Genomic DNA, 25,822 nt, shown 5'->3' on the forward strand with positions numbered 1-25,822 from the left:
GCTTTCGGCCACCTTCGCCTGCCAGGCGTAACATTGGGCAAGTGATGCTTCCCATAAAACGTCGGCAGGTGCCCCGCCAGTGGCTTCTCTTTGCCCTATATTTCCCTTTACTGCTTTATGTTTCCCTTTTTACATTAAGGGACGTTAATATTTCCATTTTATGCAAGCTATCGATTTCGGCGTATATTTCTTCGCAGAAGGATTCGGCTACGTTGCTTAACGGCTTGTGTTTAGATTTAAGCAAGGCAATTTCCCATTCGATGGTGGGTTCCATCGCCTTTGACACGACGGCTGTTCCCGGCAGCAGTAGTTCTGCAACAGGATCAATGACGGCGACGCCAAGTCCTCGGTCAACCAATGCACACACCCCTCGCATATGGCGCATTTCAGCCGCCATATGTCTTTTGATATTCACTGTTTGCATCATGTAATCCACACGGGCACGCAGAGGGCTATCTGCCATCAGCTCAACAAATGCCTGATTCTGCAAACTAGACAGCGATATAACGTCCTGCTCCGCGAGTGGATGGGTGCGGTGCATGATGCAGCGCGCAGAACAGCGCGCCAGACTTGTGACCTTTGCGCCGTAGGTATCCGCTTCAAGCGTAATTCCCAATGCTACGTCGCAGGTATTGTTGTCGATCATTTTAAGCAACTCTTGTAAACCTGCATCAATCAATCGCACGCCTACATTAGGGTGTTTTTGTTTAAAGCGCTTAATAACGTCGAGTAAAAAGGTATCGCAAAAAATGGGTTGAGCAGCGACGACAATACTGCCCAGCTGATTGTTGGAAATTGCATCCGCATCTTTCTGAGTATCTCGAATACTCGCCATAAGCCTTAAGACAGAGGCGTGGTATAAAAATGCTTCGGATGTGGGTGAAAGCTGATTACGCGTTCGTTTAAATAATGCAAAACCCAACGCTTCCTCAAGCCCAGTAAGTAATCGACTCACCATTGACTGGCTAATGCCCAACATCTCTGCAGCCGCCTTGGTGGTGCCGTGCTTCATAAATGCATCAAATGCTTCAATCTCTTTTATTTTCATTATCTTGAACTCACTCTAAAAACCTTCGCTAAATCATTAACAGATAAAAACGAACTTTATAAACCATAAGCTTGCAATTTTGGCCCACCACTAGAACATTAATGCATACTAAATAGAATCATTGAAACAAATTTCATACTTGTCTATGTTGAATAAGCTGGGTTTAAAACTGCTGCTGGCAACGCCGTTTAATAAAACTTCTAACAACTGCTGCGGAGATAAGTATGAAACTCACCCTAAGCTTAACGGCGGCAACGCTTCTCGCTGCGTCCACCGCCTATGCTCAAAGCTATCCTTCCGAACCCGTCACGCTCGTTGTTCCTTATGGCCCGGGCGGCGCTTCTGACCTTGCGGGCCGGGCCTTGGCGGAGTCTGCGCGCGAATATCTAGGCCAGCCTGTCACCGTCGTCAATCAGGCCGGCGCCGGTGGAATGACCGGCGCTCGCGATGTGACACAGGCCGAGGCCGATGGTTACACCCTGCTGTTGGCCCGCGTCGGCATGGCGCTGTCACCGGCGGTCAATGAAAACAGCAGTGTTGACTGGGATGAGTACACGTTTATCAGCCCACTTGAAGCCACTCCCATGATTCTGGCCGTGGCCGATGACTCCCCCTACGAAAACGTTGAGGATCTGCTGGAAGGCATCGAAAACAACCCTGGAGCAATGAGCTACGCCGCTTCTGGCGCCACCGCCATTGATGGTTTTACGGTGCAATCACTGCTTGCTGATGCGGGAATGGACCCATTGACGGCGGCAACATTGATTCCTTATCGGGGCGGCGGCGAGCTGGCAACGGCCCTGCTAGGTGGGCACGTTGATTTTCTCGCCATCGCGGCAGCGTCACTGATGCCGCATATCGAGAGTGGCGATATGCGCCCGTTAATGGTGTTCTCACCCGAGCGTATGGAAGCATTACCGGAAGTGCCCACCGCTGAAGAGCTGGGCTATGAGCTGGCAGGCCAGGTTATTGGCTGGAGCGCTTTGTACGGCCCGCCTGACCTGCCCGAAGAAGTGATGGATACCTGGAGCCAGGTAATGGAGCAGGTTGCCGAAGATGAGACGTGGCTCAGCCGTGCCGAAGGCCGTGGCTCGATTTCTACCATCGGCAGTGTCGATATGGAGACGTATGCAGAAGAGCAATACGAGTTCTATCGCTCCTTGGCTGAACAGTTTGGCTATCTGGAATAAATACACGCTAAACATCGCGTAACGACGGTATATATCACTTCATCGCTGGAGGGGTCATGGGTATAACACGCGGCTTGGTTATTACAGTGCTGTTCGGGATCGTGCTTTTTTTACTGATCCCCGCCTATGTGCCCCGCCCACGCTTTATTCCGGGGTTTGCACCACCGCCTGATATGTGGCCACGAACGGTTTCCATGCTGGGCATGGCGCTGGGAGTGCTGCTTGTCGGGCTATCGTTTTCCCGTAAAACCGAAGCACTCGCTGACCCTGAAGATGCCAGCGCCCTTCGCGGCGGTACACCTCTTGTCACGTTGCTCACTCGCTTCGGTTGGACAGTACTGGCCTTTGCGCTCTTTATCGGCGCGGTGACGCTATTAGGGTTCTTGTTATCGAGCATCCTGCTGTTAATGGCGATGCTGGTACTGACGGGTTATTGGCGCCACAAAATAGTGGCAACCATCGTAGCCATCATACTTCCAATGCTTCTCTACCTGTTTTTCTCCAGCGCTCTCAATACGCGTTTCCCGGTTGGTAGCCTTTTCAGGGTTCTCGGAATTTAACTGTCGCGTACAGGACTGACCACTATGCTCAACGATCTGCTGGTTGCCTTTCAGGCGGTGGCCACCTTTGAGAATTTCCTGATCATGGCCGCCGGTATCTGGGGTGGAGTGATTATTGGCGCGATTCCCGGCATGACCGGCACCATGGCCGTTACGCTGGCGCTGCCCTTCACCTTTTACATGCAGCCTATCCCGAGTATTTTGCTGCTTGTCGCGCTTTATAAAGGCTCGACCTATGGCGGCTCGGTATCGGCGATATTGATCAAAACCCCAGGTACTGCTTCAGCCGCCTGCACCACCCTTGATGGCTACCCTCTGGCCCAACAGGGAAAGGCGGGCAAAGCCCTTAACATGGCGCTCTACTCCTCATGTACCGGGGATTTTATTTCCAATCTCTCACTGTTTTTTATCGCCGCGCCACTGGCACTTCTCGCACTGCGTATCGGTCCTCCCGAATATTTCATGCTGATGATTTTTGCGCTCACTACCGTGGCGGGCGTATCCGGGCGCTCGCTACTGCTTGGGCTGGTTTCTGCATGCCTGGGGCTTTTGTTGGCCACCGTGGGTGAAGATATGTACGGCTCGTTCCGCTTTGACCTGACAGTGGATATGCAGAGCGGCTTGGCCGTGGCACCCGTGCTGATTGGCCTGTTTGCGATTCCCGAGCTTCTTAAGATTATTGTGTTTCGTCACAACCAAAACCATAAGCCCATGCAGCTGGGCGATAACCGCGTAACACGCAATGAGCTGCGCCGTTCCTTAAAAGCAATGCTCAAAGGCAGCATGATTGGGGTTGTGATGGGGGCCATTCCCGGCATTGGCCCTTCGGCGGCGGCCTTCTCCTCCTACGGCGAAGCACAGCGTAGTTCAAAGAACCGCGAAAACTTTGGTAAAGGCGAGCTGGAAGGCATCGCGGCATCAGAGTCTGCCAATAATGGCTGCTGTGGCTCCACCATGATTCCATTGCTAGCACTAGGCGTACCGGGTGACGTGATTACAGGCGTAATGCTGGGCGCTTTTATGATTCACGGTATGTCGCCAGGCCCCATGCTGTTTGAGAACAACCTTCATGAAGTTTACATGCTGTTTATTGGCATGCTGTTCTCATCCATTTTGCTGTTTGGGGCCGGCAAGGCAACGATGCGCTTTTTCTCGCATATCTCACGTATTCCGCCTGGCTTGATGGCGCCGATTGTCCTCGCCCTGTGCGTATTCGGTATTTTTTCGATCTCCAACAGCATGTATGACGTCATCGTGCTGCTGGCGATGAGCGTATTTGGCTTTTTCATGTTCCTGTTCGCCATTCCCGCCGCGCCCTTTTTAATCGCGTTCATTCTTGGCCCAATGCTGGAAGAAAACCTGCGTCGCGCCCTTGCCCTATCTCGTGGTGATCCCAGCATTCTGGTGTCATCGCCGATCACCTGGTTGTTCGCGTCTTTGGCGATATTTGTGGTGGTAGTAACGATTCGTCAGCAACTTAAAAAAGCCCAGGTTTGAGCCAACGACTCCCCTATTGCCGAGGATTTAACACCATGCAAGCTAGTACCACGCCGAACGCTCACCCGCAGTTGGCAGCTTCAATATCACACCTTGCCGACCTGATCGCTTACGACACAACGAGTGCGTACTCCAACCTCGAACTTATTGACTACATGGAGAAATTCTTCACCAATCTAGGCGCGGATGTGACGGTGTTACCGGATAAGAGCGGTGAGAAAGCCAACCTGGTCGCTCGTTTGGGCCCGGCCGACCTACCTGGCATCGTTCTCTCTGGCCATACCGACGTGGTTCCTGCCAACCCGAAGAGTTGGCTAAGTGACCCTTTCAAAATGGAGCAGCGCGGCAGCCGCCTGTTTGGTCGCGGCACCTGCGACATGAAAGGTTTTGCAGCGTGCGTCATGGCGGCAGCACCGGCGTTTGCCAACGCTGAACTACAGCGCCCCGTCTATTTCTGCTTCTCTCACGATGAAGAAGTGGGCTGCCTGGGGGCGCCCGCCATCGCACGCTATTTATCAGAACTGAAAGTACCACCGGCGTTGGCGATTATTGGTGAGCCCAGCGAAATGAAGCTGATCAACGGCCAGAAAGGCAAGATCGCCATGCGAGTGACGGTGCGCGGTGAAGGGGGGCACTCATCGTTTTCTCCCCAGCACGTCAACGCTGTCGAGTATGCCTCACGTATCATCACCATGATCGCTGAACGAGCACGACGATATGAGCAGGATGGCCCCTTCGATCACGATTTTACCGTTCCTCATGCCACCACCCTTACCACCATTATTGAAGGCGGTGTAGCAACCAACGTTACCCCCGACATGTGTAGCTTTATCTTCGAGCTGCGTAGCATTGATCAAGATGCGGCCGCCACGGATATTCAAACGCTGATCAACGATATCGAGTCGGCCCTGCTGCCCGAAATGCAGCGCCAATCATCAGATTCCGCCATTGAGTGGCAAGAGTTGTTTGCCTACCCTGCCATGGGCGATGCCACTGACAGCGAGATGTTTAAACAACTTGAACCCATTCTTCCCGAGCGTGGAGGAAAAGTGTCTTATGGCTCTGAAGGTGGCGTTTTCGAAGTTGATGGCGGTATACCTTCCGTAATACTTGGGCCTGGCTCCATTCGGCAAGCCCATAAGCCCGACGAATTTATAGAAATAGAGCAACTCAACCAATGTCTCGCTTTCTTCGATAAATTAAACGCTTGGATGAGATAATGAGGACTGAACAAGCAGTAGTGGTTATACATCCAAAACAGCCCAGAATTCGTTGAATTGATGGGTAAAGACTGCTGTAACAGGATTGATTTTATTTGACTTGGCCCCAACTGGCGGCATTACTTTAATTCACCATCCTGCACTTATTACAAAAAATAATTTACGTAATGTGCAAAAAAGAAAGCCACTCCAAAGGAGTGGCAAAAGACCGTGACTAGCAATGAGAGGGAGAAACCATGACAACAAACTGGCGGCTCGCTGTCGTGGTCTGTAGCGACTCATTAAACGCTACAAGCACAATATAATCATTATCATTTAACTCGTCAATACAAATGCGAATACTTTTTATTTATTTTTACATCTTACCCTGAGAGCTGTAACCAGAGCGGAAGCGTGAGCATGGCGAGTAGCGTTTGACCGGTGATAATGGCTGCCATTAGCTCAGCGTCACCGCCTAACTGGCGGGCCAGAATATAGGCCGAGGTTGCCGTGGGAAGTGCTGCAAACAGCAGCGCCACGTCCCGGCTAACGGTATCCAGGCCTAGCGCCCACGCCAGCACCAATACCAGCGCTGGCATTAGTAACAATTTGACGCTGTTGGTCGCTAGCAGGCCACGGTCAATGCGTAACAACGCGGCCGGGCGTAGTGCCACCCCCACGGCAACCAGCCCTAGTGGTAGCGCGGCACGCCCTAGCAGGCCGACGGTGTCCTCACTCCACCCTGGCAGGCCAATGCCGCTCAGGTTTAATCCTATGCCTGCCAGGCAGGCGAGGATCAGCGGGTTTTTCACCAGCGCCATGACGCTTTTACCCATGCTCGCACTGCCTAATGTGCCAGCAGCCACAAAACTTGCCACACACATGATGTTCACCACGGGCACCATCAGCGCTACGGCAACCGCTGCCGTGGTTGCACCTAACTCGCCATGCAATGCCGCGGCCCCCGCTACGCCTACATAGGTGTTAAAGCGCACCGCGCCTTGAAACACCGAGGTAAACGCTGCAGGCGTTAGCTGTAGCCAATGGCGAAACCACCAGATCAGTAGCCCAAAAAACGCAATGGCGCCTAATAGCACCAGGGCCAAGCGCCCTACCGGTACCTGGCTGACATCGGCGGTGGCCAGCGTTCCCACCAGCATGGCCGGGAAAAGCACAAAGTAAATTAGCCGCTCCATTTGCGGCCAAAAATCTGCACCGGGCCAGCGCCAGTAGCCCATGCCCGCTCCTAATAGAATGAGTAGGAACAGGGGCCCTAACGCAGTGGTAATACTCTCCATGGGTTTTCCTTAGTGACTGCGACATCACAGCACAACGACATCGACACGTTTACTGTTACCATGAAACGACACCCCGCCTCACGGCCTGCGTAGCGGTATTCTGCCATGAAGATACTACCTAAAACTGCTGGTTTTTCAGGTTTACAGGGACTCAAGGTGCTGATTTTAGTCACCGGTTTAGCACTGGCGATGTCTACATGGTACGTATTTTTTCATCAATATCACGATAACAGCCACGTTACCTGGTTCCCTTCCGCCGCCAGTTGCGATGTCCATGCTCACCCTTGTTCAGTCGCACTGGGCAGTGGGCGCCAGTTGACCTTTCATATTGATATCAACGGCCCTATAGAAGCGCACGCTGCTTTACCGTTGGAAGTCGATATTCAAGGCATTCCAGCCCATCAGGTCAACGTGGATTTGGTTGACCGCTATCGAGATTCGAGGATTGAGCGCTTTGTGCTGGATGCCATCACGCCAAGCCGTTTTCGTGGTCAAGGCCAAGTGGATAAAGAGGTGCAAACTGCTACGCCCTGGCGGGCACGCGTGATTCTTGAAACACCGGAGGGAGATATGGGGAGCTGGTTTGACTTTGAAGTGGTAAAGAAGAGCTAGCCAGGCAGAACTAGTCAGACAGAACCGGCATAACCGGCGCGGCTTCCAAACGGTCAAGCATACGCATGAGCGCGCTCGCCTGGACGCCTTCACGGGTATCGTGCAGCGGATTTTTCTGCCAGAGGCTTTCTGCATACCCCCACCAATCCCAGCACCCTTGCGGGTTCGACAAGCTGCTGTCAGCTTGTGGGTAAAGCACTATCTGCTGGTGGCTGGCGGCCCAATGATTCAAACCGCTATGGCTAACAAAGGTATCACCAATAGCGTTAGCGCTCATTTGGCAGCCGTGCAGCGCAATAGTGACCGGGCATGCTCCCTCTTCACATGCCGCGGGAATAAATACATACCCCGTGTCCGCTAGCCCTTTAACCGCAAACTCCGACTGATCGAAAGCGACCAGCTCTCCCGTTGCGGAAGTAGTTGTGGAAGTAGCTGCGGAAATAGAAGCGTCACGTTCGGGATATAACCAGGCAAGCATTTCTTGCGCAACATCTTCATCACAGGCCAGCACATGGCTACCACCGCCCTGGCGGCAGTTGCCCAATTCCTGCGGACCAACGGCCTCCTCCTCGCGTAGCTGGACTGGCCAGCCATGCCCCGCTGCCTGACTACGTACCCGTTGCAGTTGCTCAGGTGATGTCAGCCAGCCCAGCCACTGCTTGACCAATAGCTCAGCCAGCTCGGGCTGTACGACATCATCAGCATCGCCATACCAGATAAAGGCACGGAGCTGAGCCAGGTCTTCACGAGCACCGACCCGGTCATGCCTTTCATAACCCGCCCAACGTGCGTCTAGCCTGTCCAAGGCTGGCTGGCCTGCACGGGTTTGCATGCATTGATTAAGCGCAAGATTTAAGGAGCCCTGCGAACAGCCCCAAGGCCCTGCCGCCAGCACGCCTACACGCTAAAGCGCTCAGGCCAGGCAACCGCTAGCTGGGTTGCCATATAACCGCCTGATGAAACGCCAACGACGCTTGCCTGCTCTGACATGGCATTCAGCGCGGGCAAACGCTCAGGCGTTTCAGCCATTGCACTGGCTGCCAGCGGGCCGCTTAGCAACAACAACGCACTTAGCGTGTGAGCAACCCGCAGGGCCATAGGCATGGATTATTCAACGCCTAACAGTTCAACCCGGAACGTGAGCATTTCATTGGGGCCAATCGGGCCTTGGCCGTTTTCGCCGTAAGCCAGGTCAGCAGGGATATACAGCATCCAGCTATCGCCAACGCTCATCATCTGCAGGCCTTCCTGCCAGCCTTCAATAACTTGATTGACCTGGAAGCTAACCGACTCGCCGCGCTCAAACGAGCTGTCGAATATCGTGCCATCCAGCAGCATGCCTTCGTAATTCACCTCAACAGTGTCCTCAGGCCCGGGCGTTGCACCATCGCCCGACTCAAGCACTTCGTACTGCAGGCCAGAATTCGTCACCTCTACGCCCTCACGCTCGGCGTTTTCTGCCAGGAACTCTTCGCCTTCCTCGAGGTTTGCCTGGCCGATCTCAGCGGCTTCCTGTTCACGCGCCTCCAAAGAGCGCTCCTGGAAGGCCATAATGGCCTCAACCATTTGCTCTTCGTCGAGCGCCAACTCATTGTCCTCGAACACATCGCGCATGCCGTCGTTAAACGCATCCAGGTCAAGGTCGCCGATATCCGCTTTCATGCTTTCACCCAGCGTAACCCCAAGGCTGTAGGCAAGGCGCTGATCGTCAGTTTCAGGGGCCGCAGCAACAAACGGTGCCACTAAAAGCAGACCTGTCAGAGCCGTTGAGGAGAGCAATGTTTTCATAAAAAAGTAACCTTATTCGACGGCGCAATACGCCAGATGTTAAGTGCTTCAAAGCCTAACACCCGCTTCAGGGTGTATCTACCTGAAACGGGTGCTGTTGTTACGACTGTAGTTAAGACCGTAGTTAAGACCGTAGTTAAGACCGTAGTTAAAACCGTAGTTAAAACCATAGTTAAGACTGTAGCTACGCCTGTTACGACCTCGCTTTTACCAAGAGGTTTAACCTTGTGCAGCAATGCTTACGTCAATCGTGATGCCTACAACGAAGCTACACCACCAAGGTGGGACAATGCGCCGCACCGGCCACCCGTTGAGATACACTGCCCAGCAGCATGCTTTTTTCGCCGTTAGTGCCTTGAGCACCAATCACGATCAAATCGCACTCTCGCTTCCAGGCGAAGCGTGCAATGGTACGTGAAGGCCGACCTCCTTTAACAAAAGCACGCACGCTCGTGCTGTCCGCGCCTTGCTCAATGGCATGGTTTTTCGCGTGTATAGCGATCTCGGTGGCGTACTCTTTTAACGCATCGTCGGGAATATCCAACTGATTGGGGCGTACCATGGAAAGTGACGCCTCAAGCAGGCTGTGGTGCTTGAATACGCACAAGAAATAGAGCTCAGCGCCCGTTAGCAGATGTAACCCTACTGCTTTATCGAGCGCCTTAATGGCGCCTTTCGAGCCATCCACTGGGACTAAAATGCGGTTAAACATGCAGTTCTCCTTAATGGAAGGCTAGCGGAACGCCAGGTCGCGTAGAAACAGCGCAATCTGCGGGAACATGATGAGAAGCGCGGCCGCCAGAATGAGCATAAAGATAAACGGCGGCGTGCCTTTAATAACTTCCCAGTAAGGCCGCTTAAAGATCGCAATCGCGGTAAAGATGTCGCAGCCAAACGGTGGTGTGGCCGAGCCAATCGCCACCTGCAGGGTAATCAAGATGCCGACCAGTACCGGGTCGAGTCCTGTTGCGGCAATGGCAGGGGCAAAGATAGGCGTAAGCACGAGGATAACCACGATAGGGTCAACGAACATGCAGGCGATAAAGAAGGAGATACAAATCGCGATCAAGACACCGGTCGGCCCGGCATCATTCACGCCTACGGCTTCCAGGATCGTTTGGGGAATTTGAGCGAAGGAAATAATCCAGGAGAAGCTATTACCGACTGCTACCAGGATAAACACCACAGCGGTAATCAAGCCGGTAGATTTGGCAATCGTGTAGATATCGGCCATTTTGAGGGACCGAAACACCACAAATTCCAGCAGCACCGCATACAGCACACACGCTGCGGCAGCCTCCGTAGGGCTAAAAATACCGCCATAAATACCACCGACAATAATAACCGGGAAACCCAACGGCCAGAGCGCTTTTTGAACCGCAACGCCACGCTCTCTCCAGTTGGCTTTCGCCTCAGTCGGTACATCCTTAACGATGGCGTAGGTAATACAGTAGGCTGAAAACATCAACAGAATCAGAAGACCGGGGCCAATACCGGCGATAAACAGCTCACCAATCGATGTGCCCGACACGACCCCGTAGATAATCATGCCAATACTCGGCGGAATCAAAAAAGCGATATCGCTGGCATTAATAATCAGCGCCAGCGTAAAGGAGTCGGAGTAGCCGGCTTTAAGCATTTTGGGCCGCAACGGCGAACCCACCGCGACCACGGTTGCTTGGGTTGAACCTGAAACAGCGCCAAACAACGTACAAGAGGCCGCGGTACTGACCGCAAGCCCGCCCTTAATATGGCCGATAAACGACATTACCATCGCGATCAAACGGTTAGCCGATTGGCCGCGGGTCATAATATCGGCCGCTAAAATAAACATGGGTACCGCGATCAGTGAGGCTGGCCGTATGCCTGCCATCATTTGCTGAATCAGCGTATCCATCTGGCCGAAGCCGTTAAACATCATGTAAAAACCGATGATCGCCGCTGCAATGAGCGGCACCATCATGGGAAAGCCCAGCAGTAGCAGGGCAATCATGGTGACTATCATTATTGTCGTCATAGCTCTTTCCTCAGGATACGATGCCCTGCGTCAAACTTCAGTTTCGGTATCTTTATAACCATCGACCACACCCGTTGAGAGATACACATCCCGACTCGTGAGGTTTTTAATGGCGGTTAGCAGGTACTGAATACCCGTGATGAAAAAGCCCATCGGCACCCATAGGTAAATTATCCAGACCGGCAAACTTAACGAAGGCAGCACGCGTCCTTTGCTATACAAGTCGAGGATATAAACGATCGAGTAGTAAAACAGGAAGAACATAATGAAAGAGGTGACGAGCGAAATGCAGATCATCAACGCTTTACGCCCACCCACCGGTAAAGCGTCGTAAATTGCCGACATGCGTATATGACGCCCATGGCGCGCCGCATAGCCAATACCAGCAAACGTAATCATGATGATCAAAATGCGGTTTAATTCACCGGAGAACATGATGCTATTGCCAAATACAAAGCGGGCAATCACATTGGTGACCGTATTCAGCGCCATTAGCAAAACCCCTAGCGCCAATATCACTGACTCGATTTTGCTAATTGCAGTGTCGATCACTCCCAACACGCCGGGTAAACCAGAATGATAGCTCTTTTCGGATTCTTCATCGGTCATGGCCGGACTCCTTTTTAACGGCATGTTTAGCGGCATGACGATGGCTAGCAACGGCCAATAACATGCTAGTCATCAAGGTTATTCCACGTTCAAAGTTGAAGGGTGAGAGAGCAGTACCGACATACGTTTAGCGTAGGGGGTACTCAAGCTTTTCGCCTTTTGTATGGGGCTACTATCCACCAACGTTGCTCCCCTTAAAGGTATCGATAAACAATAGAAAAGGGGCAGCCGTGGCTGCCCCTGATATGAGTCACCCTTTCTGCCTTAAACGGCAACTCAACATTACGGGTTTGTGGCTTCCAGGTCGGCTTTGAACTGCTCCAGCAGTTCAGCGCCACCCTCACCCGTCATTTCGAGGAAGGCTTCTTCCACTTGTGGCGCCCGTTCACGGAACATCTGAATCTGCTCTTCGTTCAGACGCGTAACGGTCACATCGCTAGAAGCCGCCTGGATTTTCTCCAGCGCTTCGTCGGCCAAGCCCTGGATGTGCTCCATGGTTTGGTCATAAGCAGCTTCAGAGGCATCTTGAACCAGCTGCTGGTCTTCTTCAGAAAGATCTGAATAGAAGTCCTGGTTCGCCATCATGGCGGTGGTGAACCAGCCATGGCCGGTAAACGTCAGGTGCGGAGAGACTTCATAGAGACCGCCCGACTCGATCCAGAAGATCGGGTTTTCCTGGCCGTCAAGAATCCCGGTTTGCAGACCACCGTACACTTCACCCCACGGCAGCGGAGTGGGTGTTGCACCAAACGCGCTGTAGGTTTCTGACAACAGCGGGTTGGTCATGGTACGGATTTTCTTGTTCTGCAGATCCTCGGGCGAGCTGACCGGCTCATCGGTGGTAATCACCATTTCGCCTTCTGGGTACATCTTAAGAAGTTCAAGCCCCTGCTCAGCGTAAAGCTCGGGGAACATCTCGTTAATCGCTTCGCTTTCGTCGAAGAACGTTAGCACCGTATCTTGATCGGTAGGCAGAAGGTAAGGAATAAAGAAAATCTGAGCTTCTGGAATCAGCGCGCCGGTAAAGCCCGGTGACTGGTTAACAAACTGGAGAATGCCGTTTTGAGTCTGCTCCATGATGTCGTCAGACTCGCCCAGTTCGCCAAAGCGATAAACCTGAACGGTGTGGTCGGAATTATCTTCGATATACTCTTTGAATGCGTAGGCGAACACATCCTGTACATCACCTTCGTACTCTTCGTGAGCGTAGCGCCAGTTGTCTGCCTGGGCAGCCGCGGTCATGCCCAGCAACAGTGCGCCAACGCTAGCCGTCGTTACTAACTTGCTTGCCTTCATGCGATGTTCCCCTTGCAGTGGTAAGCGCGCCGTACGAGTGCGCAAAAATTCTGCCTTTGTTTTTTTACATTCGCTTTTTAACATTCGCTGACACGCAAAAACGTTATCCATTGCTGTGGGTCAGCGGACGCATAACGAAAGATTATTCAAAAGCAGCTTATTTTCAGGCTAGCGCGGTGACTCGAAGTGGTCAAGCCGGGCTGCCAGGGTTTGCCAAGCGTTAACCACGCTTTCGCGCGCGCTTGGCTCACCCTGACAACCTTTGTCAAGTTCGGCAAAAAACAGCTTATCTTGCAGCCATTTCTCGCTATCGTTCGAAAACAACGCGCAGTTTGTTAATCGCTGGTCGCTGTCAGAATTTTCGATCGCCCACCTTTGCCAACGTTGAAGGTTTTCACGTTCGGCCTGCAGCTCAGCCTGCTGAATCGTTTTACGCAGAGCGGAAACAGAGGCGCTGTGTCGTGCCTGGGGCTTTAACGTGCGGCGTAAATGACGCAGCACTTCTGTGGTCTCACGCTGCCATAGCTGACGCCGCTCACGCTGTGGCGCCAGCGCTTCTGGGCGTGCTTCAAGCCCATTCACAAACAGCCAGCCGTGAAATAACAGCTCGCACACATCGACGCCTAATGTGTCCTGTAGCGTCAGGCAGGCGTCTTCAACGCCGGGGGCTTTATAAAACGAGAGGGCAAAATCCCATAATGGCATCTGCTCCAGGCGGCGCAATCGGTTAGAATCGAGCATTGGTTTACCCACTTTTCATTGGGAGAGAGCATGATCGCACTGCGCCAAGTCGCCCTGCAACGCGGCACGCAAACGCTACTCGAGAACGCCGACTTGACCCTGCACGACGGTATCAAGGCGGGTATTATCGGGGCAAACGGCGCTGGTAAATCGAGCCTTTTCAAGCTCCTGCTGGGTGAATTAGGCCCCGACCAGGGCGATGTTGAAATGAGCGGTGGGCAACGCATCGCACATATGGCCCAGGAAGTTGAAGCGCTTGATCGGCCAATTATCGAATATGTGCTGGATGGCGATAAGGCCCTGCGCCAAGCTGAAGCCGAACTGCTCGCCGCCCAGGAGGCGGGCGAAGCGCACCGCGAAGCCGAGCTTCACGGGCTAATCGAAACCCTGGATGGCTACCGTGCAGAGTCTCGCGCCGCCCAGTTACTGGTTGGGCTTGGCTTTTTCCAGCCAGATCTTTCCCGTCCGCTTTCCGACTTTTCAGGCGGCTGGCGAATGCGCGTTAACCTGGCGCGTACGCTGTTTATGCCCTCTGACTTATTGCTGCTGGATGAGCCCACCAACCACCTGGACCTCGACGCGCTGCTGTGGCTGGAGCAGTGGCTAAGCCGCTACCCAGGCACCCTGCTGCTGATTTCCCACGACCGCGATTTTCTGGATGCAGTATGTGACCACATTGTGCACATGTACCACCAGACGCTTGAGCTTTATCGGGGCAACTACTCTCTCTTTGAGCGAACGCGAGCCGAGAAGCTAGCCCTGCAACAAGCCGAAGCCGCCAAGCAGCAGGCCCGCCGCGAAGAGATTGAGCGCTTTATTGCACGCTTCAAAGCTCAGGCAACCAAAGCGAAGCAGGCGCAAAGCCGGGTAAAAATGCTGGAGCGTATGGAAGATATTGCCATCGCCCACGTCGATTCGCCCTTTCACTTCACGCTACCGGCCGCCGATAAAACCTCGCACCCGCTGCTGGTACTTGATCAGGCCCAGCTGGGCTATCAGGGTAAAGAGCGTGACACCGTTCAGCTCGACAAGGTCAATATTACGCTGCTGCCGGGCAGCCGTATTGGCCTGCTGGGGCCTAACGGTGCGGGTAAATCAACGCTGATCAAGTCCTTGACCGGCGAGCTTGAGCTGCTAAACGGCAAGCGCGTTCCCGGTGAGCACTTGGCGATTGGCTACTTTGCCCAGCACCAGTTGGAAGGGCTAGATGTCACCTCTACCCCTTTTGTGCATGTCCAGCGCCTTTCACCTAGAGCCAGCGACCAGGAGATTCGCAACTTTCTGGGCGGCTTTGGTTTTAAAGGCGATGACGCCTTTGGCAAAGTGGCTACTTTCTCAGGCGGTGAAAAAGCGCGTTTGGCACTGGCGCTGGTCGCCTGGCAAAAGCCCAACTTGCTGCTGCTGGATGAGCCCACCAACCACCTGGATCTGGAAATGCGCGAAGCGCTTACCGAGGCGCTGGCCGGTTTTGAAGGCACGGTGATTCTGGTATCCCACGACCGCCACCTGCTGCGTGCTACGGTCGATGAGTTCTGGTGCGTGGCGGACAACCGTGTAGAGCCGTTTGATGGCGACCTTGAGGATTATCGCGCCTGGTTGAAGGCACGCCTTGAGGAGAGCCGCCGCGACTCGCGCAGCGAGAAAAACGAACGTCAGAACCAGCAACCCAGCGGGGATAGCCGCGACGCGCGCAAGGCAGCCCGTAAGGCCGCTGCCGAGCTGCGTGAAAAGCTGCGTCCGCTGAAAAAAGAGCGCGACCAGGCTGAAAAAGCCATGGAAAAAGCCCAGGCCGAACTGGAAGACGTAGAGTCTGTGCTGGCCGACCCCGAGCTTTATACCGACAGCAGCCGCAAGGCCGAGCTTACCGATGCGCTGGCCCAGCAAGCCACCATCAAGGCCCGCCTGGACAGTTCCGAGCAGCAGTGGCTAGCAGCGGAAGAGTCGCTGGAAGCCATGGAAGCTGAGCTGTTGGCCAGTGAAAACGCTTAGTGCCAGGATGTTTGTACTCTGCGAAACCAAATAGCTAGCTTTCCAGCAGGAACGTCACCGGGCCATCGTTAACCAGCGCCACCTGCATATCGGCGCCGAACTGGCCGGTGGCCACCTTCGGCCAGGCCGACTGGGCCTGGCTGACCAGCGCATTAAACAGCCGTTCACCTTCGGCAGGGGGAGCGGCGCTGGAAAAGCCCGGGCGCAGGCCCTTATGGGTTTCAGCGGCCAGGGTAAACTGCGATACCAGCAGCAAGCCACCGTCTACCTGCTGAAGATTGAGGTTCATTTTGCCTTCGGCGTCGCTAAAGACACGGTAGTGCAAAAGTCGGTGAAGTATTTTCTCAACGGCGGCGTCAGTGTCGCCCTTCTCAACACCCACCAGTGCCAATAACCCTTGCTCAATAGCACCCACCGCTTGCCCCTCGACACTGACGCTTGCCTGGCTCACACGCTGTATCAGTACTTTCACTTGCACTTCTCCTGACGATATCAGCGCCTAGTGTACCTATTCACGTCACCAGGCGCGGCATAACATCAGATCGCAGTGGGGTTCGCTGAGCAGCGCTTGCGTTAGCTGGCTGGAGTGAAAAGGCTGGCTACGGCTACTCATCACCGCCAGGTCAGGCGAATGGTACCTGATATAGTCCTGGGTCACCTCGCACGGCGTGCCGGGTTCAAGCACCAGCTCAATATCGGGGGCATCGTCGAGCTCGCGCACCAGTTCATCAATCTGGTGTTTTAATGCCTCCCGCAGGTGCGCCACTTCCTGCTCACGCCACTGAGCAAAAGTGACCTCAGAACCCAGTGCCTCTTCACCGGGCACTGTCCAGGCATGCAGCAGTGTTAGTTTTGCATCGGGAAAGTGGCTTAGCGTCTGTTTTAGCATGCGGCGAGCGCTCAAACAGGCATCAACGGGTATCACAATATGCTGCCAGGGCTGGGTGGGCGTGTACTGGGTAATCACCACAGGACACGGCGCATTGCGTACGACGCGCATTAGCGTGGTGCCCGCCAACAGCGCTTTCTGGCCACGCTTGCGGTGCATCCCCAATACAATCAACCTGGCCTGCTCTTCATGGGCCTTGCGTGCAATTTCAACATGGGGTTCGCCGGTAACGGTTTGCACCACGGTCTTGGGGGCTTCCAGCGCGTAGTCTTCACGAATATCGGTCAACGTGGCGCCAATATCTTCATTGATCGCATGCTCTACTGCTTGCAGTAGCCGATGCGGCAGATGGGGGTCCAGCACATGCAGAACATCCAGATGGGCGTTGTGCGTATAAGCAAGGCGCAAGGCGCGCGCAAAGCCAGCGCGATTTTCAGCAGAGAGGTCAGTGGCAAACACAAACGTGCGGGTCATGGCATAACGCTCCTCAGACAAGCATCCAGGCAGTCGTTTCACAGACACCCTTCAGCATGGTGGGCGAAGCCATATCCCGCAAGCTAACGATTCATTTTAGCGTGTAGCGCGTTACCACCAGGCATGAAAATGGTGCACCGGCCCGCGCCCTTTGCCAACGCTTAGTTGAACGCTGGCCTCAAGAGCAGCATGCAGCCACCGTTTAGCATCGCTAATAGCCGCAGCGGGGGCCTGGGCAGGCGCATCCATGGGCAGCTTTGCCAGGCAGGCCGCAATAGCGGATGACAAGGCGCAGCCGGTGCCGTGTAAGTTCTCTGTTTGGATACGTGACGCAGGTAGCCACTCGTGACCATCCGGCGTTGCCAGCAAGTCAGGGCATGTCTCGCCACGCAAATGCCCCCCCTTTAACACGACATAAGGCGCGCCCAGCTGGGCCAAGCCTGGCAACATGGCTTCCATGGCGTCCAGGCTCGTAGGTGAGGCGGTATCCAGCAGCACGGCGGCTTCTGGCAGGTTAGGTGTGATCACATCGGCCAGCGGTACCAGAATGTCGCGTACCGCCCGAATCCCCACATCGTCTACCAAAATATCGCCACTTTTGGCGACCATCACCGGATCAAGCACGATCCAGCGTGGGCGGCGCTTGCGCAGTACATCAGCAATCACGTCAGCGACATCCTGGCTTGCGACCATGCCAATCTTGACGGCATCCAGCTCCACATCGTCCAACAGGGTTTCCAACTGCTCACGGATCGCCTGGGGGGATACCGGATAGACCGAGGAAACGCCGCAAGTATTTTGCGCAATCACCGCCGTAATCACATTGGTGCCATAGACGCCCAGCGCCGAGAACGTCTTTAAATCACCCTGCAGCCCTGCGCCACCGGAGGGATCAGAGCCTGCAATCGTCAGTACATTTACGTTTCGTGTCATGGGGTTTCCTAAATAACCGACGGTAGCCACGTGGCAAGCTCGGGGAACAGCGCCAGCGCCAATAGCATTCCCAGTTGCAAAAGAATAAACGGAATGACGCCTCGGTAGATGGCGGAGGTCGGCACACTTTGTGGCGTTACGCCCCGCAGGTAAAAGAGCGCAAACCCAAACGGCGGCGTTAAAAACGAGGTTTGCAGGTTAACGGCGATCATAATACCTAGCCAAATGGGGTCAACGCCCATGGCCAGCAGAACCGGGCCGACAATCGGCACCACAACAAAGGTAATTTCGATAAAGTCGAGGATAAACCCAAGCAGGAAGATCACCAGCATGACCACGATCGTGGCGCCTACAACGCCCCCCGGCATCGCTTCAAACAGGTGGGTCACCAGTTCTTCACCGCCGAAGGCACGGAAAACCAGCGAAAACAGCGCCGCCCCAATCAGGATTAAAAACACCATGCTGGTGACTTTAGCGGTGGAGTACACCACCTCGCGCAGCATGGGAACACTCAGTTGGCGATTAAAAGCGGCCAGCAGCAAGGCACCAAACGCGCCCACGGCGGATGCCTCGGTGGGCGTCGCAATGCCGCCCAAAATAGACCCCAGCACGGCAACGATCAGCAGTACCGGGGGTAAAAGCCCTTTTATGAGTAGCGGCCAGATACTGCCGGTATGCCCAAGCTCTTGCATCAACGCCTGACGATCAGCGGCAGGAGCGGCGCCCGGCTTAAGCCACGCCACCATCAGTAAGTAGATAATATATGCGACCACCAGTATCAGGCCGGGCACCAGTGCGCCAACAAACAGATCCCCTACGGAAAGCGTTTTCGGGCTCCAGGCGCCCATGGCAAGCTGGGCCTGTTGGTAGGCATTGTTGAGCACGTCGCCCAGTAACACCAGCGCAATGGACGGTGGAATAATCTGACCAAGCGTTCCGGTCGCACAAATAGTGCCGGTCGCAAGCGCTGGCGAGTAGCCACGCTTTAGCATCGTAGGTAGCGAGAGCAGGCCCATGGTGACCACAGTAGCCCCTACAATACCGGTAGACGCGGCCAGCAGCATACCGACCAAGACCACGGCAATGCCCAGCCCCCCACGTAGAGCGCCAAACGCCATGGTCATCGCGTCTAACAGTGTTTCAGCGACCTTGGACTTCTCAAGCAGCACACCCATCAGCACAAATAAAGGCACCGCCAGCAGGGTGCTATTGGTCATGATGCCGTAAATTCGGTTGGGCATGGAGTTCATCCAGCGCGCTTCAAACGGCACCGCAACGCCCATCGACTGAAGCAACCATCCCAACCCGGCAAATGCCAGCGCAGTGCCCGCCAGCGACAGCGCCACCGGATACCCCAGCATTAAAACAACGCAAACCGTGGCGAATAGTATCAGCGGCATACCTTCCAATAGAGTCGCCAGCACTAGATGATCTCCTCATGCTCAGAAATAGGCGCAGGCAGTTTGCCGCGAATGATCAATATTTTGCGGATTAACTGGGCTACCGCCTGGAGAAGCATCAGCGCCACCATCGCCAGGATCATTGACTTGAGTAGAAAGACGGCAGGAATACCGCCATTGGCGGAGCGTTCCATGATCGACCAGCTGCTGTAAACGTAGTGAAAGCTCGTGATCGCAATAAATAGCATCACCGGGATCAGTAAAAACAGCGTACCGAGAAGATCGATCCAGGCACGGCCGCGGTCGGACATGCGCCGATAAAAGATATCCACCCGCACATGGCCCTCGTGACGCAGCGTCCAGCCAGCGCACAGCATAAATACGGCGGCATGCATATACATTACCGACTCTTCCATCACAATACTGTTCATACCGAAGGCGTAACGCATGACAACGATGGCGAACTGAACCAGCATCATGATCACAACCAGCCAGGCAATGGCCCGGCCAACTCTCTCCGTCACGCAGTCGAGCCAGCGGAGCAACCGCGGCTCATGAGCATTGGCGTGCATGTTAAATGTCCTACACAAAGAAACGGCCTGGAATCATCGCTGATTCCAGGCCGAACGTCATCCCTAAACAGGCAATTATCTACCGGTTAAAGCGGCTTAAAACGCACATATTCGCCCGTTTGACGGCCTTAAGCGTTAGTTGGCGTTTTCAATCGCCAATAGACAGGCGTTAGGTAACGGTAGATCAACGGCAATAGGCAGGTGATCAGAGAACAGATGATCCATTACCCGCACCTCAGCGGCCTCCAGCGTTTGCGAGAGCAGAATATGGTCCAGCGCACGTCGTGGCTGCCACGAGGGATAGCTCAATAGCGGTTTAACCGGATGAAGCGGCAGCGAGGCACTAAACCGCTGATGGGCGTGCAACTGATCCGGCGTGCAGTTGAGATCGCCCATCACCACCACGTGATGTAGCGGCTCAATAATTTCACTCAAGTAGTCAAGCTGACGCCCACGCCCACGCTGGCTAAGCGCCAAGTGAGCAATAAAAATATGTAACGCATCCGGCCCGTTACCAAAACGTACGTGAATGGCCCCGCGACCAGGTAACGTACCGGGCAAACGGTGCTCTTCAATCTTCGTAGGTGTCAGACGCGAAAGCAGGCCGTTACTGTGCTGGGCGATACGCCCCAGATTACGGTTTAACTGTTTAAAGTGATGCGGAAACCCGGCCTGAGCGGCCAGGTACTCCACCTGATTGATACGACTGGAGCGAAAACTGCCGCCATCGGCCTCCTGAAGCCCCACCACATCAAACTGGCTCAACACATCGCCCATAATATCCAGACGTTTAACGCGCTGAGGGTTCGGCAAGAAGTGCTGCCAACTGCGGGTAAAGTAGTGATGATAAGCAGACGTTTGGATGCCCACCTGCAAATTAAACGTCAGCAAGCGAAGGTGCCCCGTTTCTAGCAGAGACGATAACTTGCCCGGCTGATTCACTGTTGTCAGATTGACCATCTGCTTATCACCCCATGCCCTTACACCTTACTGCGCGCGCTCAGTACGCACGCGCTCGATGAGTGCTTCTGCCACTTGCGGCATATTCTCAAGGCTGCCTGCGGTGCTGGGGGTAATAACGTAACGGCCATCAACCACCAGCGCGGGCACACCCATCAAGCGCATTTCACGAATACGACCGTGGGCGTTGTTAACTTCGCTGCGTACGCCAAACGAAGTTAAGGATTTTTTGGCATCTTCTTCACTGACACCATAATCGGCAAAAAAGTCGGCAATATCGTCCGCATCCGTTAACGCGCGGTCATCCTGGTGAATCGCCGTAAAGAAATCAGCATGCAAATCGTCTTCAATGCCTAGCGACTCGGCAGCATAAAAAGCCGTCGCGTGAACATTGGAGTTTCCGCCCATGACAGCGGGCATATGCACAATACTTACGTCATCATCTAGTGTTTCGTACCATTCAGTGATGGGTGCTTGAAGGCGGTTGCAGTGAGGGCAGCCGAACCAGAACACTTCGGTCACTTCGATGTGATCCTCATCGACCTGAGTCGCGACCGGTGAATCAAGCAGCGTATAGTCTTTACCTTCTACCAATTCCTGAGCGCTGACAGATGCTGAAAGGCCTAAACCGGTCAGGGCAACCAATAACGTTTTGAACATGCGACAATTCTCCAAGGGATAAGCGAAGATAGGACTATCTCTAACGCTATCAGGTTCCCTCACCGATAGGAAAGAGCATTCATTTTCAGGATACCACTTAGTGTAAACCAAAGAGGTAGTTAGCCACGGCCTGCATATCCTCCTCGCTTAGCCGAGTCGCAATATCGTGCATGCTACCGCTTGGGTCGTTCGTTCGTTCACCGCTAGCAAACGCGTGTAACGCCGTCATCGTATAGGCGGGGTACTGACCAGCAATCGCCGGGTAAACGGCGCTGCCAACACCGCCACCCGTGGGCGTATGGCATGCGCTGCAGGCAGGCACACCACGCGAGCGCACCCCTGCACGATAAATCTCTTCTCCGCGTGCCAATAGCGCCTCGTCTTCCGCATTGGCATGGCCCAGATTAGCCTCCTGGGCTGCATAATAGGCGGCAACGTTCCACGCATCCTGGTCAGAAAAGTCGTCAACCATGCCTGTCATTTGCACAACCACCCGCTCGCCATCACGAATATCTCTAATCTGTTTGGCCAGGTAAGAGGCTTGCTGCCCCGCTAAATGCGGAAATGCACTGGCCGGACTGATGCCCGTTTGCCCATGACAAGCCGCACACGTTTGCGCGCGCTGTTGACCGGCGGTGATATCCGTTGCTTGCGGGTCAGCAGGCTGCGCAGAAACGATAACGGGGGCACTTAAAGCAGCCGCCAAGCTTGCCAGCGCTGCTTTCACACAGATGTTCGTAAAGATTTTCGTAAAGACGTTCATAACGACGCTCATGATGACTCTAAGGACGGTTCTAATAACGACTCACTATGCGATTCAAGGGCTACGCTATTCATAACGGTGGGCGCTATCTGGCATGTCAAATAGGGTGCTCAACCTACCGATTAGTCGCTGTTGGCTTAAGCCCAGTGGTACACTAACGCCCCAGGTCACAGGTATCACCGCTTTTTAGCACAATGCTTGACCTGACTGACGGGGTAATTCGTCGCAGTGCGGCGTGCCATGTCATTATACGCGTGGTTAACGCAGACTGTTTTATAGGTTCGATTTTCAGGATTCATTCCATGTCCACCCCTCAAGATAGCCCCGTCGCTCGGTTGAACTACCCTACCGCCAAATTTGTTATCAGCGCCCCAACACTGGCTACCTGCCCTGACGATACGGGTGCGGAAGTGGCGTTTGCAGGACGCTCTAACGCGGGCAAATCGAGCGCTATCAACGCGCTCACGCAACAGAACGGCCTCGCCCGCACTTCGCGCACGCCAGGGCGCACGCAGCTGATCAACTTTTTCAGCGTCATGAACGACGAGGCGCGGCGTCTGGTTGACCTTCCAGGCTACGGTTATGCGAAAGTGCCAGAAGCCGTCAAAATCGAGTGGCAGCAGCATTTGTCTGACTACCTGCGGGGCCGGTTTAGCCTGCGCGGGCTGGTGCTGCTGATGGACGTTCGCCACCCGCTGAGCGAGTTTGACCAGATGATGCTGAGCTTCGCCGACCAGCGCAATATGCCGGTACATATCCTGCTAACCAAGGCCGACAAGCTGAAAAAAGGCCCGGCAAGTGCCTCGCTGCAAAAAGTCCGTTCTCGCTTAAAAGAGTGGGAAGACCTGGTGTCAGTTCAGCTTTTCTCATCGCTCAAGCGCCAGGGCGTCGATACACTTTCGCAAAAGCTTGACCAGTGGTTGCATACGCCACCGGAAGACACCTCAGGCCACTGAACCGTCCAGCTTATCCAATATACCCGGCAGCTCTTTAATATGTGCGATGCGGTGTACCCTGGGCGGCAGCGCCTGGCTCTGGTCGCTTGAGACCCACACCGCGTGCATGCCCAGTTGCTGAGCCGGTAAAATATCCTCTTCCCACGAGTCGCCGACGTGCATCGCGCACTCGGGCGTGACATTAAGCCTTGAAAGCGCCGTTAGAAAGGGCGTGTGTTCCGGCTTGGGCGCCAGAAGCTCGCCTGCAGCAATCGCCACCGGAAAATACGCCGCCAACGGCTGACGCTTTAAATGAATATTGCCGTTGGTAATGGCCGCCAGCTGGTAGCGCTCGCCTAACGCGGAAAGCAGGCCCGCCGCTTCCGGATGCGGAGAAACCTGGATACGCAGGCGATGAAACTCGTTCATGGCCGCTGCCGCCCACAAAATGGCCGCACTCCGGGGCAGGCCCTCGGCTTCCAACTGCGCCTCCAGAGCGCGCAGGCGTAGCCAGGTAAAGTCGCCGCGCCGCTCGGGCACATCTTTAGCGAACTGCTGGCGGCGCTGTAAATAGTCCTCCACGCCCGCCTCATAATCCAGCGACAGCGGCGCCTCTTGACGCGTTGCGCGCCAGATACTCAGCGCCTCAAGTAACCAGCCGTAATGCCCCTCCTCCGTGCGTAGCATCACGCCCTGGTTATCCCAAAGCGTATCGTCTAAATCAAACGTGATAGCTGCTAGTGCGGTCATGGTGTGTTTCCAGAAGGGCGGCGCTTGGCGCGTGGGTGGGCGGCGTCATAGCTGGTCGCCAAATGCTGCCAGTCGAGCCGAGTATATACTTGGGTGGTGGAGAGGTTTGCGTGGCCTAACAGCTCCTGAACCGCACGCAGATCCTGGCTTGATTCAAGCAAATGGCTGGCAAACGAGTGACGCAAGCGGTGAGGATGCAAGTGCTCGGGCAAGCCCCGGCTAACAGAGAGTTGGGCAAGACGTTTTTGAATGGCTCGATGCCCCAGCCGCGCCCCACGCTGGCCCACAAAAAGCGCCGTTTCACCCTCAGGTGCCATAGTTGCCCGGCAGGCAATCCACTCCGCCAGGGTGTGCTGGGCGCGCTGCCCGACAGGCACCTGGCGTGGTTTACTGCCTTTGCCTATCACACGTACGCGGCTGGTCTGCAGATCGTGAAGGTCCAGCGCGGCAAGTTCTGCCAGGCGCAAACCACTGGAGTAAAAAAGCTCCAACATGGCCTGGTCGCGTACGGCCAGGGGCGAACCATCATGCGGGCTATCCAGAAAATGGGCCAATGCATCCACATCGACCGGGCGCGGCAGGTGGCTGGGTTGCTTAGGCGTGCGCAGTAGCGCGACCGGGTTATCGGCAAGAATCCCCTGCTTGACCAGGTCATCGGCAAAGCGCGAAAGTGCCGCTCGGCGCCGTGCAAGGCTGCGTGCGCCAAGCCCGCGGCTGCGCTCTGTGCCTAGAAAAGTGCGCAGCAGCGCCGTATCCAGCAGCGCTGGGTCCTGTATTTCGCGCTGCTCGGCAAACCGGCACAGGGCGCTTAAATCCTGCTGATAGGCGGCGACGGTTGCCGGGCTTGCATGTTGGCCTAGCGCGCCGATATAGCGTGCCACCGCTGCGGCAAGAAGCGACTCAGCCATACGTTTCCAAGCGAATTAAAAGCCGTGCCACGATATCCCCAAGATACTCGGTAAACAGCGTATCCATGCTGGCGCGATAGCAGTCAGGGTTGGGGCTTGCCAGTAGCAGGTATCCCAGCGACTCGCCCGCCGAGAGGCGCGAGATAGCGCAGGAGCCCGCTTTACGTGGCGCTTTAGTATGCGGCAATAGGCACTTCCAATCGCTAACGCTTAACTTGGCACAGCGGCTGGTTTTACCGTCCAGTAACGCGGCCAAACGTGTACTGGCGTGCTGGTCCAGCACATGGCGCGGAGGCTGGGGCATGGTGGGTTCGCTATCGCTTAACGACGCCGGGCACCAAAGTGCCATCGCGGGCGTATCAAATCGCTCGTTAAGCTGAGTCGCCAGAGCTTGCGCTAAGGCGTCACGGCTATCCGCTTCGACCAGCGCCATCAGGGTTTCCCGTAGGCGCCGATACTGAGCTTCGTTGTGCCGAGCAGTTTCCAGTAAGTGCTCCAGGCGATCTTCGGCCTTCTCCGCCCGCTGACGCAAGTCCAGCACCAGCCTCTCAAGCAGCGATACCGCACCATCAATATGCGGGTGCGGCACTTTAAGCTGCTGCAACAACCCTTCACGGCCTACAAAAAAATCGGGATGCCGGGCAAGCCAAAATGCTACCTGGTCTGGATCGAGCGTCTTGCGCGGTTCAGGGGCTTGAGACATCACCGTTCTCCTTGTATCCGTTACGCGTCAC

General features: G+C 54.9%; 28 protein-coding genes. 7 read left to right on the forward strand and 21 right to left on the reverse strand.

The features are described 5' to 3' along the window. Positions 1–115 precede the first annotated feature (115 nt). On the reverse strand, positions 116–1,048 hold the full coding sequence (locus ACT3T6_RS05625) for a LysR family transcriptional regulator (protein ID WP_193054033.1): 933 nt from the start codon (positions 1,046–1,048) through the stop codon (positions 116–118). Positions 1,049–1,272: 224 nt separating this feature from the next. Here ACT3T6_RS05625 and ACT3T6_RS05630 point away from each other — a divergent pair, with 224 nt between their 5' ends. Genes ACT3T6_RS05630 through argE form a run of 4 tightly spaced genes read left to right on the forward strand, consistent with a single transcriptional unit; the run spans position 1,273 to position 5,515 of the window. After that, entirely contained in the window at positions 1,273–2,238 is a 966-nt protein-coding gene (locus tag ACT3T6_RS05630) for a Bug family tripartite tricarboxylate transporter substrate binding protein (RefSeq protein WP_193054034.1), read from the forward strand. A gap of 56 nt (positions 2,239–2,294) precedes the next feature. Then, on the forward strand, positions 2,295–2,798 hold the full coding sequence (locus tag ACT3T6_RS05635) for a tripartite tricarboxylate transporter TctB family protein (RefSeq protein ID WP_193054035.1): 504 nt from the start codon (positions 2,295–2,297) through the stop codon (positions 2,796–2,798). 24 nt (positions 2,799–2,822) lie between these two features. After that, positions 2,823–4,295, forward strand: a complete 1,473-nt coding sequence (locus ACT3T6_RS05640; protein ID WP_193054036.1) for a tripartite tricarboxylate transporter permease — start codon at positions 2,823–2,825, stop codon at positions 4,293–4,295. A gap of 35 nt (positions 4,296–4,330) precedes the next feature. Beyond that, the gene (gene argE, locus ACT3T6_RS05645; RefSeq protein WP_193054037.1) at positions 4,331–5,515 is read left to right on the forward strand and encodes an acetylornithine deacetylase; all 1,185 of its coding nucleotides are present in this window, start codon (positions 4,331–4,333) and stop codon (positions 5,513–5,515) included. 362 nt (positions 5,516–5,877) lie between these two features. Here the strand turns inward: argE and ACT3T6_RS05650 are convergent, their stop codons facing one another. Further along, the gene (locus ACT3T6_RS05650; RefSeq protein WP_193054038.1) at positions 5,878–6,792 is read right to left on the reverse strand and encodes an AEC family transporter; all 915 of its coding nucleotides are present in this window, start codon (positions 6,790–6,792) and stop codon (positions 5,878–5,880) included. Between the two features lie 105 nt (positions 6,793–6,897). Between ACT3T6_RS05650 and ACT3T6_RS05655 the strand changes: the two genes are divergently transcribed. Continuing rightward, positions 6,898–7,404, forward strand: a complete 507-nt coding sequence (locus tag ACT3T6_RS05655) for a hypothetical protein (RefSeq protein WP_193054039.1) — start codon at positions 6,898–6,900, stop codon at positions 7,402–7,404. 10 nt (positions 7,405–7,414) lie between these two features. Here the strand turns inward: ACT3T6_RS05655 and ACT3T6_RS05660 are convergent, their stop codons facing one another. The 8 genes from ACT3T6_RS05660 to ACT3T6_RS05695 form a co-directional block, all read right to left on the reverse strand. Continuing rightward, entirely contained in the window at positions 7,415–8,236 is an 822-nt protein-coding gene (locus tag ACT3T6_RS05660) for a PHB depolymerase family esterase (RefSeq protein WP_319022140.1), read from the reverse strand. A 65-nt stretch (positions 8,237–8,301) separates the two neighbouring features. After that, positions 8,302–8,508 carry a hypothetical protein gene (locus ACT3T6_RS05665; protein WP_319022141.1) on the reverse strand — a complete coding sequence of 69 codons (207 nt, stop codon included), beginning with the start codon at positions 8,506–8,508 and terminating at the stop codon, positions 8,302–8,304. Between the two features lie 3 nt (positions 8,509–8,511). Beyond that, positions 8,512–9,192, reverse strand: coding sequence for an FKBP-type peptidyl-prolyl cis-trans isomerase (locus ACT3T6_RS05670; protein ID WP_172116855.1), 681 nt, complete (start codon positions 9,190–9,192; stop codon positions 8,512–8,514). 268 nt (positions 9,193–9,460) lie between these two features. After that, complete coding sequence (locus ACT3T6_RS05675) at positions 9,461–9,904, reverse strand: universal stress protein (protein WP_172116854.1); 444 nt, start codon at positions 9,902–9,904, stop codon at positions 9,461–9,463. A gap of 21 nt (positions 9,905–9,925) precedes the next feature. After that, positions 9,926–11,209 carry a TRAP transporter large permease gene (locus ACT3T6_RS05680; protein ID WP_192526889.1) on the reverse strand — a complete coding sequence of 428 codons (1,284 nt, stop codon included), beginning with the start codon at positions 11,207–11,209 and terminating at the stop codon, positions 9,926–9,928. Between the two features lie 30 nt (positions 11,210–11,239). Further along, entirely contained in the window at positions 11,240–11,818 is a 579-nt protein-coding gene (locus ACT3T6_RS05685; RefSeq protein WP_192526888.1) for a TRAP transporter small permease, read from the reverse strand. Positions 11,819–12,100: 282 nt separating this feature from the next. Continuing rightward, a complete protein-coding gene (locus ACT3T6_RS05690) occupies positions 12,101–13,114 on the reverse strand; it encodes a TRAP transporter substrate-binding protein (RefSeq protein ID WP_193054040.1) in 1,014 nt (337 codons plus the stop codon). Positions 13,115–13,282: 168 nt separating this feature from the next. Further along, on the reverse strand, positions 13,283–13,855 hold the full coding sequence (locus ACT3T6_RS05695) for a TIGR02444 family protein (protein ID WP_193054041.1): 573 nt from the start codon (positions 13,853–13,855) through the stop codon (positions 13,283–13,285). A 30-nt stretch (positions 13,856–13,885) separates the two neighbouring features. Here ACT3T6_RS05695 and ACT3T6_RS05700 point away from each other — a divergent pair, with 30 nt between their 5' ends. Next, on the forward strand, positions 13,886–15,844 hold the full coding sequence (locus tag ACT3T6_RS05700; protein WP_193054042.1) for an ATP-binding cassette domain-containing protein: 1,959 nt from the start codon (positions 13,886–13,888) through the stop codon (positions 15,842–15,844). Positions 15,845–15,878: 34 nt separating this feature from the next. On the opposite strand, the gene dtd is transcribed toward ACT3T6_RS05700, so the two are convergent. From dtd to ACT3T6_RS05740, 8 genes are all read right to left on the reverse strand, one after another. Further along, the gene (gene dtd / locus ACT3T6_RS05705; RefSeq protein ID WP_193054043.1) at positions 15,879–16,316 is read right to left on the reverse strand and encodes a D-aminoacyl-tRNA deacylase; all 438 of its coding nucleotides are present in this window, start codon (positions 16,314–16,316) and stop codon (positions 15,879–15,881) included. 45 nt (positions 16,317–16,361) lie between these two features. Then, on the reverse strand, positions 16,362–17,207 hold the full coding sequence (locus ACT3T6_RS05710) for a universal stress protein (protein WP_193054044.1): 846 nt from the start codon (positions 17,205–17,207) through the stop codon (positions 16,362–16,364). A 111-nt stretch (positions 17,208–17,318) separates the two neighbouring features. Further along, entirely contained in the window at positions 17,319–18,140 is an 822-nt protein-coding gene (gene thiD, locus ACT3T6_RS05715) for a bifunctional hydroxymethylpyrimidine kinase/phosphomethylpyrimidine kinase (RefSeq protein WP_087110476.1), read from the reverse strand. Positions 18,141–18,148: 8 nt separating this feature from the next. Further along, positions 18,149–19,564, reverse strand: coding sequence for a TRAP transporter large permease (locus ACT3T6_RS05720; protein ID WP_087110474.1), 1,416 nt, complete (start codon positions 19,562–19,564; stop codon positions 18,149–18,151). Further along, entirely contained in the window at positions 19,564–20,112 is a 549-nt protein-coding gene (locus tag ACT3T6_RS05725) for a TRAP transporter small permease subunit (RefSeq protein ID WP_087110472.1), read from the reverse strand. Before ACT3T6_RS05725 ends, ACT3T6_RS05720 begins: the two co-directional genes overlap by 1 nt. 135 nt (positions 20,113–20,247) lie before the next feature. After that, on the reverse strand, positions 20,248–21,072 hold the full coding sequence (locus ACT3T6_RS05730; RefSeq protein WP_087110470.1) for an endonuclease/exonuclease/phosphatase family protein: 825 nt from the start codon (positions 21,070–21,072) through the stop codon (positions 20,248–20,250). Between the two features lie 27 nt (positions 21,073–21,099). Beyond that, positions 21,100–21,732, reverse strand: a complete 633-nt coding sequence (locus ACT3T6_RS05735; protein ID WP_087110468.1) for a thiol:disulfide interchange protein DsbA/DsbL — start codon at positions 21,730–21,732, stop codon at positions 21,100–21,102. A 97-nt stretch (positions 21,733–21,829) separates the two neighbouring features. Next, entirely contained in the window at positions 21,830–22,459 is a 630-nt protein-coding gene (locus tag ACT3T6_RS05740; RefSeq protein ID WP_407647901.1) for a c-type cytochrome, read from the reverse strand. A gap of 338 nt (positions 22,460–22,797) precedes the next feature. Here ACT3T6_RS05740 and yihA point away from each other — a divergent pair, with 338 nt between their 5' ends. Further along, the gene (yihA, locus tag ACT3T6_RS05745) at positions 22,798–23,451 is read left to right on the forward strand and encodes a ribosome biogenesis GTP-binding protein YihA/YsxC (protein ID WP_087110463.1); all 654 of its coding nucleotides are present in this window, start codon (positions 22,798–22,800) and stop codon (positions 23,449–23,451) included. Here the strand turns inward: yihA and ACT3T6_RS05750 are convergent. From ACT3T6_RS05750 to ACT3T6_RS05760, 3 genes are read right to left on the reverse strand one after another with little or no spacing between them, the layout of a single operon-like run. Beyond that, entirely contained in the window at positions 23,440–24,180 is a 741-nt protein-coding gene (locus ACT3T6_RS05750; protein WP_087110461.1) for an HAD family hydrolase, read from the reverse strand. The two genes, yihA and ACT3T6_RS05750, sit on opposite strands and share 12 nt — an antisense overlap. After that, positions 24,177–25,088 (reverse strand): tyrosine recombinase XerC, encoded by a 912-nt coding sequence (locus ACT3T6_RS05755; protein WP_087110458.1) that lies wholly within the window; start codon positions 25,086–25,088, stop codon positions 24,177–24,179. The genes ACT3T6_RS05750 and ACT3T6_RS05755 overlap by 4 nt, the downstream gene beginning before the upstream one ends. Then, positions 25,081–25,791, reverse strand: coding sequence for a DUF484 family protein (locus ACT3T6_RS05760; RefSeq protein ID WP_087110456.1), 711 nt, complete (start codon positions 25,789–25,791; stop codon positions 25,081–25,083). The genes ACT3T6_RS05755 and ACT3T6_RS05760 overlap by 8 nt, the downstream gene beginning before the upstream one ends. Positions 25,792–25,822 lie beyond the last annotated feature (31 nt).

The organism is Halomonas sp. 72 (genome assembly GCF_052379785.1).
Lineage (GTDB): Bacteria > Pseudomonadota > Gammaproteobacteria > Pseudomonadales > Halomonadaceae > Vreelandella > Vreelandella citrativorans.

Bases quoted from the DNA above. Each gene is read 5' to 3' on its own strand.
- ACT3T6_RS05625 (WP_193054033.1), bottom strand. From the start codon at position 1,048: ATGAAAATAAAAGAGATTGAAGCATTTGATGCATTTATGAAGCACGGC.
- ACT3T6_RS05725 (WP_087110472.1), bottom strand. From the start codon at position 20,112: ATGCACGCCAATGCTCATGAGCCGCGGTTGCTCCGCTGGCTCGACTGC.
- ACT3T6_RS05690 (WP_193054040.1), bottom strand. From the start codon at position 13,114: ATGAAGGCAAGCAAGTTAGTAACGACGGCTAGCGTTGGCGCACTGTTG.
- ACT3T6_RS05635 (WP_193054035.1), top strand. From the start codon at position 2,295: ATGGGTATAACACGCGGCTTGGTTATTACAGTGCTGTTCGGGATCGTG.
- ACT3T6_RS05750 (WP_087110461.1), bottom strand. From the start codon at position 24,180: ATGACCGCACTAGCAGCTATCACGTTTGATTTAGACGATACGCTTTGG.
- ACT3T6_RS05760 (WP_087110456.1), bottom strand. From the start codon at position 25,791: ATGTCTCAAGCCCCTGAACCGCGCAAGACGCTCGATCCAGACCAGGTA.
- ACT3T6_RS05730 (WP_087110470.1), bottom strand. From the start codon at position 21,072: ATGGTCAATCTGACAACAGTGAATCAGCCGGGCAAGTTATCGTCTCTG.
- ACT3T6_RS05630 (WP_193054034.1), top strand. From the start codon at position 1,273: ATGAAACTCACCCTAAGCTTAACGGCGGCAACGCTTCTCGCTGCGTCC.
- ACT3T6_RS05680 (WP_192526889.1), bottom strand. From the start codon at position 11,209: ATGACGACAATAATGATAGTCACCATGATTGCCCTGCTACTGCTGGGC.
- ACT3T6_RS05665 (WP_319022141.1), bottom strand. From the start codon at position 8,508: ATGCCTATGGCCCTGCGGGTTGCTCACACGCTAAGTGCGTTGTTGTTG.
- ACT3T6_RS05735 (WP_087110468.1), bottom strand. From the start codon at position 21,732: ATGTTCAAAACGTTATTGGTTGCCCTGACCGGTTTAGGCCTTTCAGCA.
- thiD (WP_087110476.1), bottom strand. From the start codon at position 18,140: ATGACACGAAACGTAAATGTACTGACGATTGCAGGCTCTGATCCCTCC.
- ACT3T6_RS05700 (WP_193054042.1), top strand. From the start codon at position 13,886: ATGATCGCACTGCGCCAAGTCGCCCTGCAACGCGGCACGCAAACGCTA.
- ACT3T6_RS05710 (WP_193054044.1), bottom strand. From the start codon at position 17,207: ATGACCCGCACGTTTGTGTTTGCCACTGACCTCTCTGCTGAAAATCGC.
- argE (WP_193054037.1), top strand. From the start codon at position 4,331: ATGCAAGCTAGTACCACGCCGAACGCTCACCCGCAGTTGGCAGCTTCA.
- ACT3T6_RS05640 (WP_193054036.1), top strand. From the start codon at position 2,823: ATGCTCAACGATCTGCTGGTTGCCTTTCAGGCGGTGGCCACCTTTGAG.
- ACT3T6_RS05695 (WP_193054041.1), bottom strand. From the start codon at position 13,855: ATGCTCGATTCTAACCGATTGCGCCGCCTGGAGCAGATGCCATTATGG.
- ACT3T6_RS05660 (WP_319022140.1), bottom strand. From the start codon at position 8,236: ATGCAAACCCGTGCAGGCCAGCCAGCCTTGGACAGGCTAGACGCACGT.
- ACT3T6_RS05670 (WP_172116855.1), bottom strand. From the start codon at position 9,192: ATGAAAACATTGCTCTCCTCAACGGCTCTGACAGGTCTGCTTTTAGTG.
- yihA (WP_087110463.1), top strand. From the start codon at position 22,798: ATGTCCACCCCTCAAGATAGCCCCGTCGCTCGGTTGAACTACCCTACC.
- ACT3T6_RS05650 (WP_193054038.1), bottom strand. From the start codon at position 6,792: ATGGAGAGTATTACCACTGCGTTAGGGCCCCTGTTCCTACTCATTCTA.
- ACT3T6_RS05655 (WP_193054039.1), top strand. From the start codon at position 6,898: ATGAAGATACTACCTAAAACTGCTGGTTTTTCAGGTTTACAGGGACTC.
- ACT3T6_RS05675 (WP_172116854.1), bottom strand. From the start codon at position 9,904: ATGTTTAACCGCATTTTAGTCCCAGTGGATGGCTCGAAAGGCGCCATT.
- ACT3T6_RS05685 (WP_192526888.1), bottom strand. From the start codon at position 11,818: ATGACCGATGAAGAATCCGAAAAGAGCTATCATTCTGGTTTACCCGGC.
- ACT3T6_RS05755 (WP_087110458.1), bottom strand. From the start codon at position 25,088: ATGGCTGAGTCGCTTCTTGCCGCAGCGGTGGCACGCTATATCGGCGCG.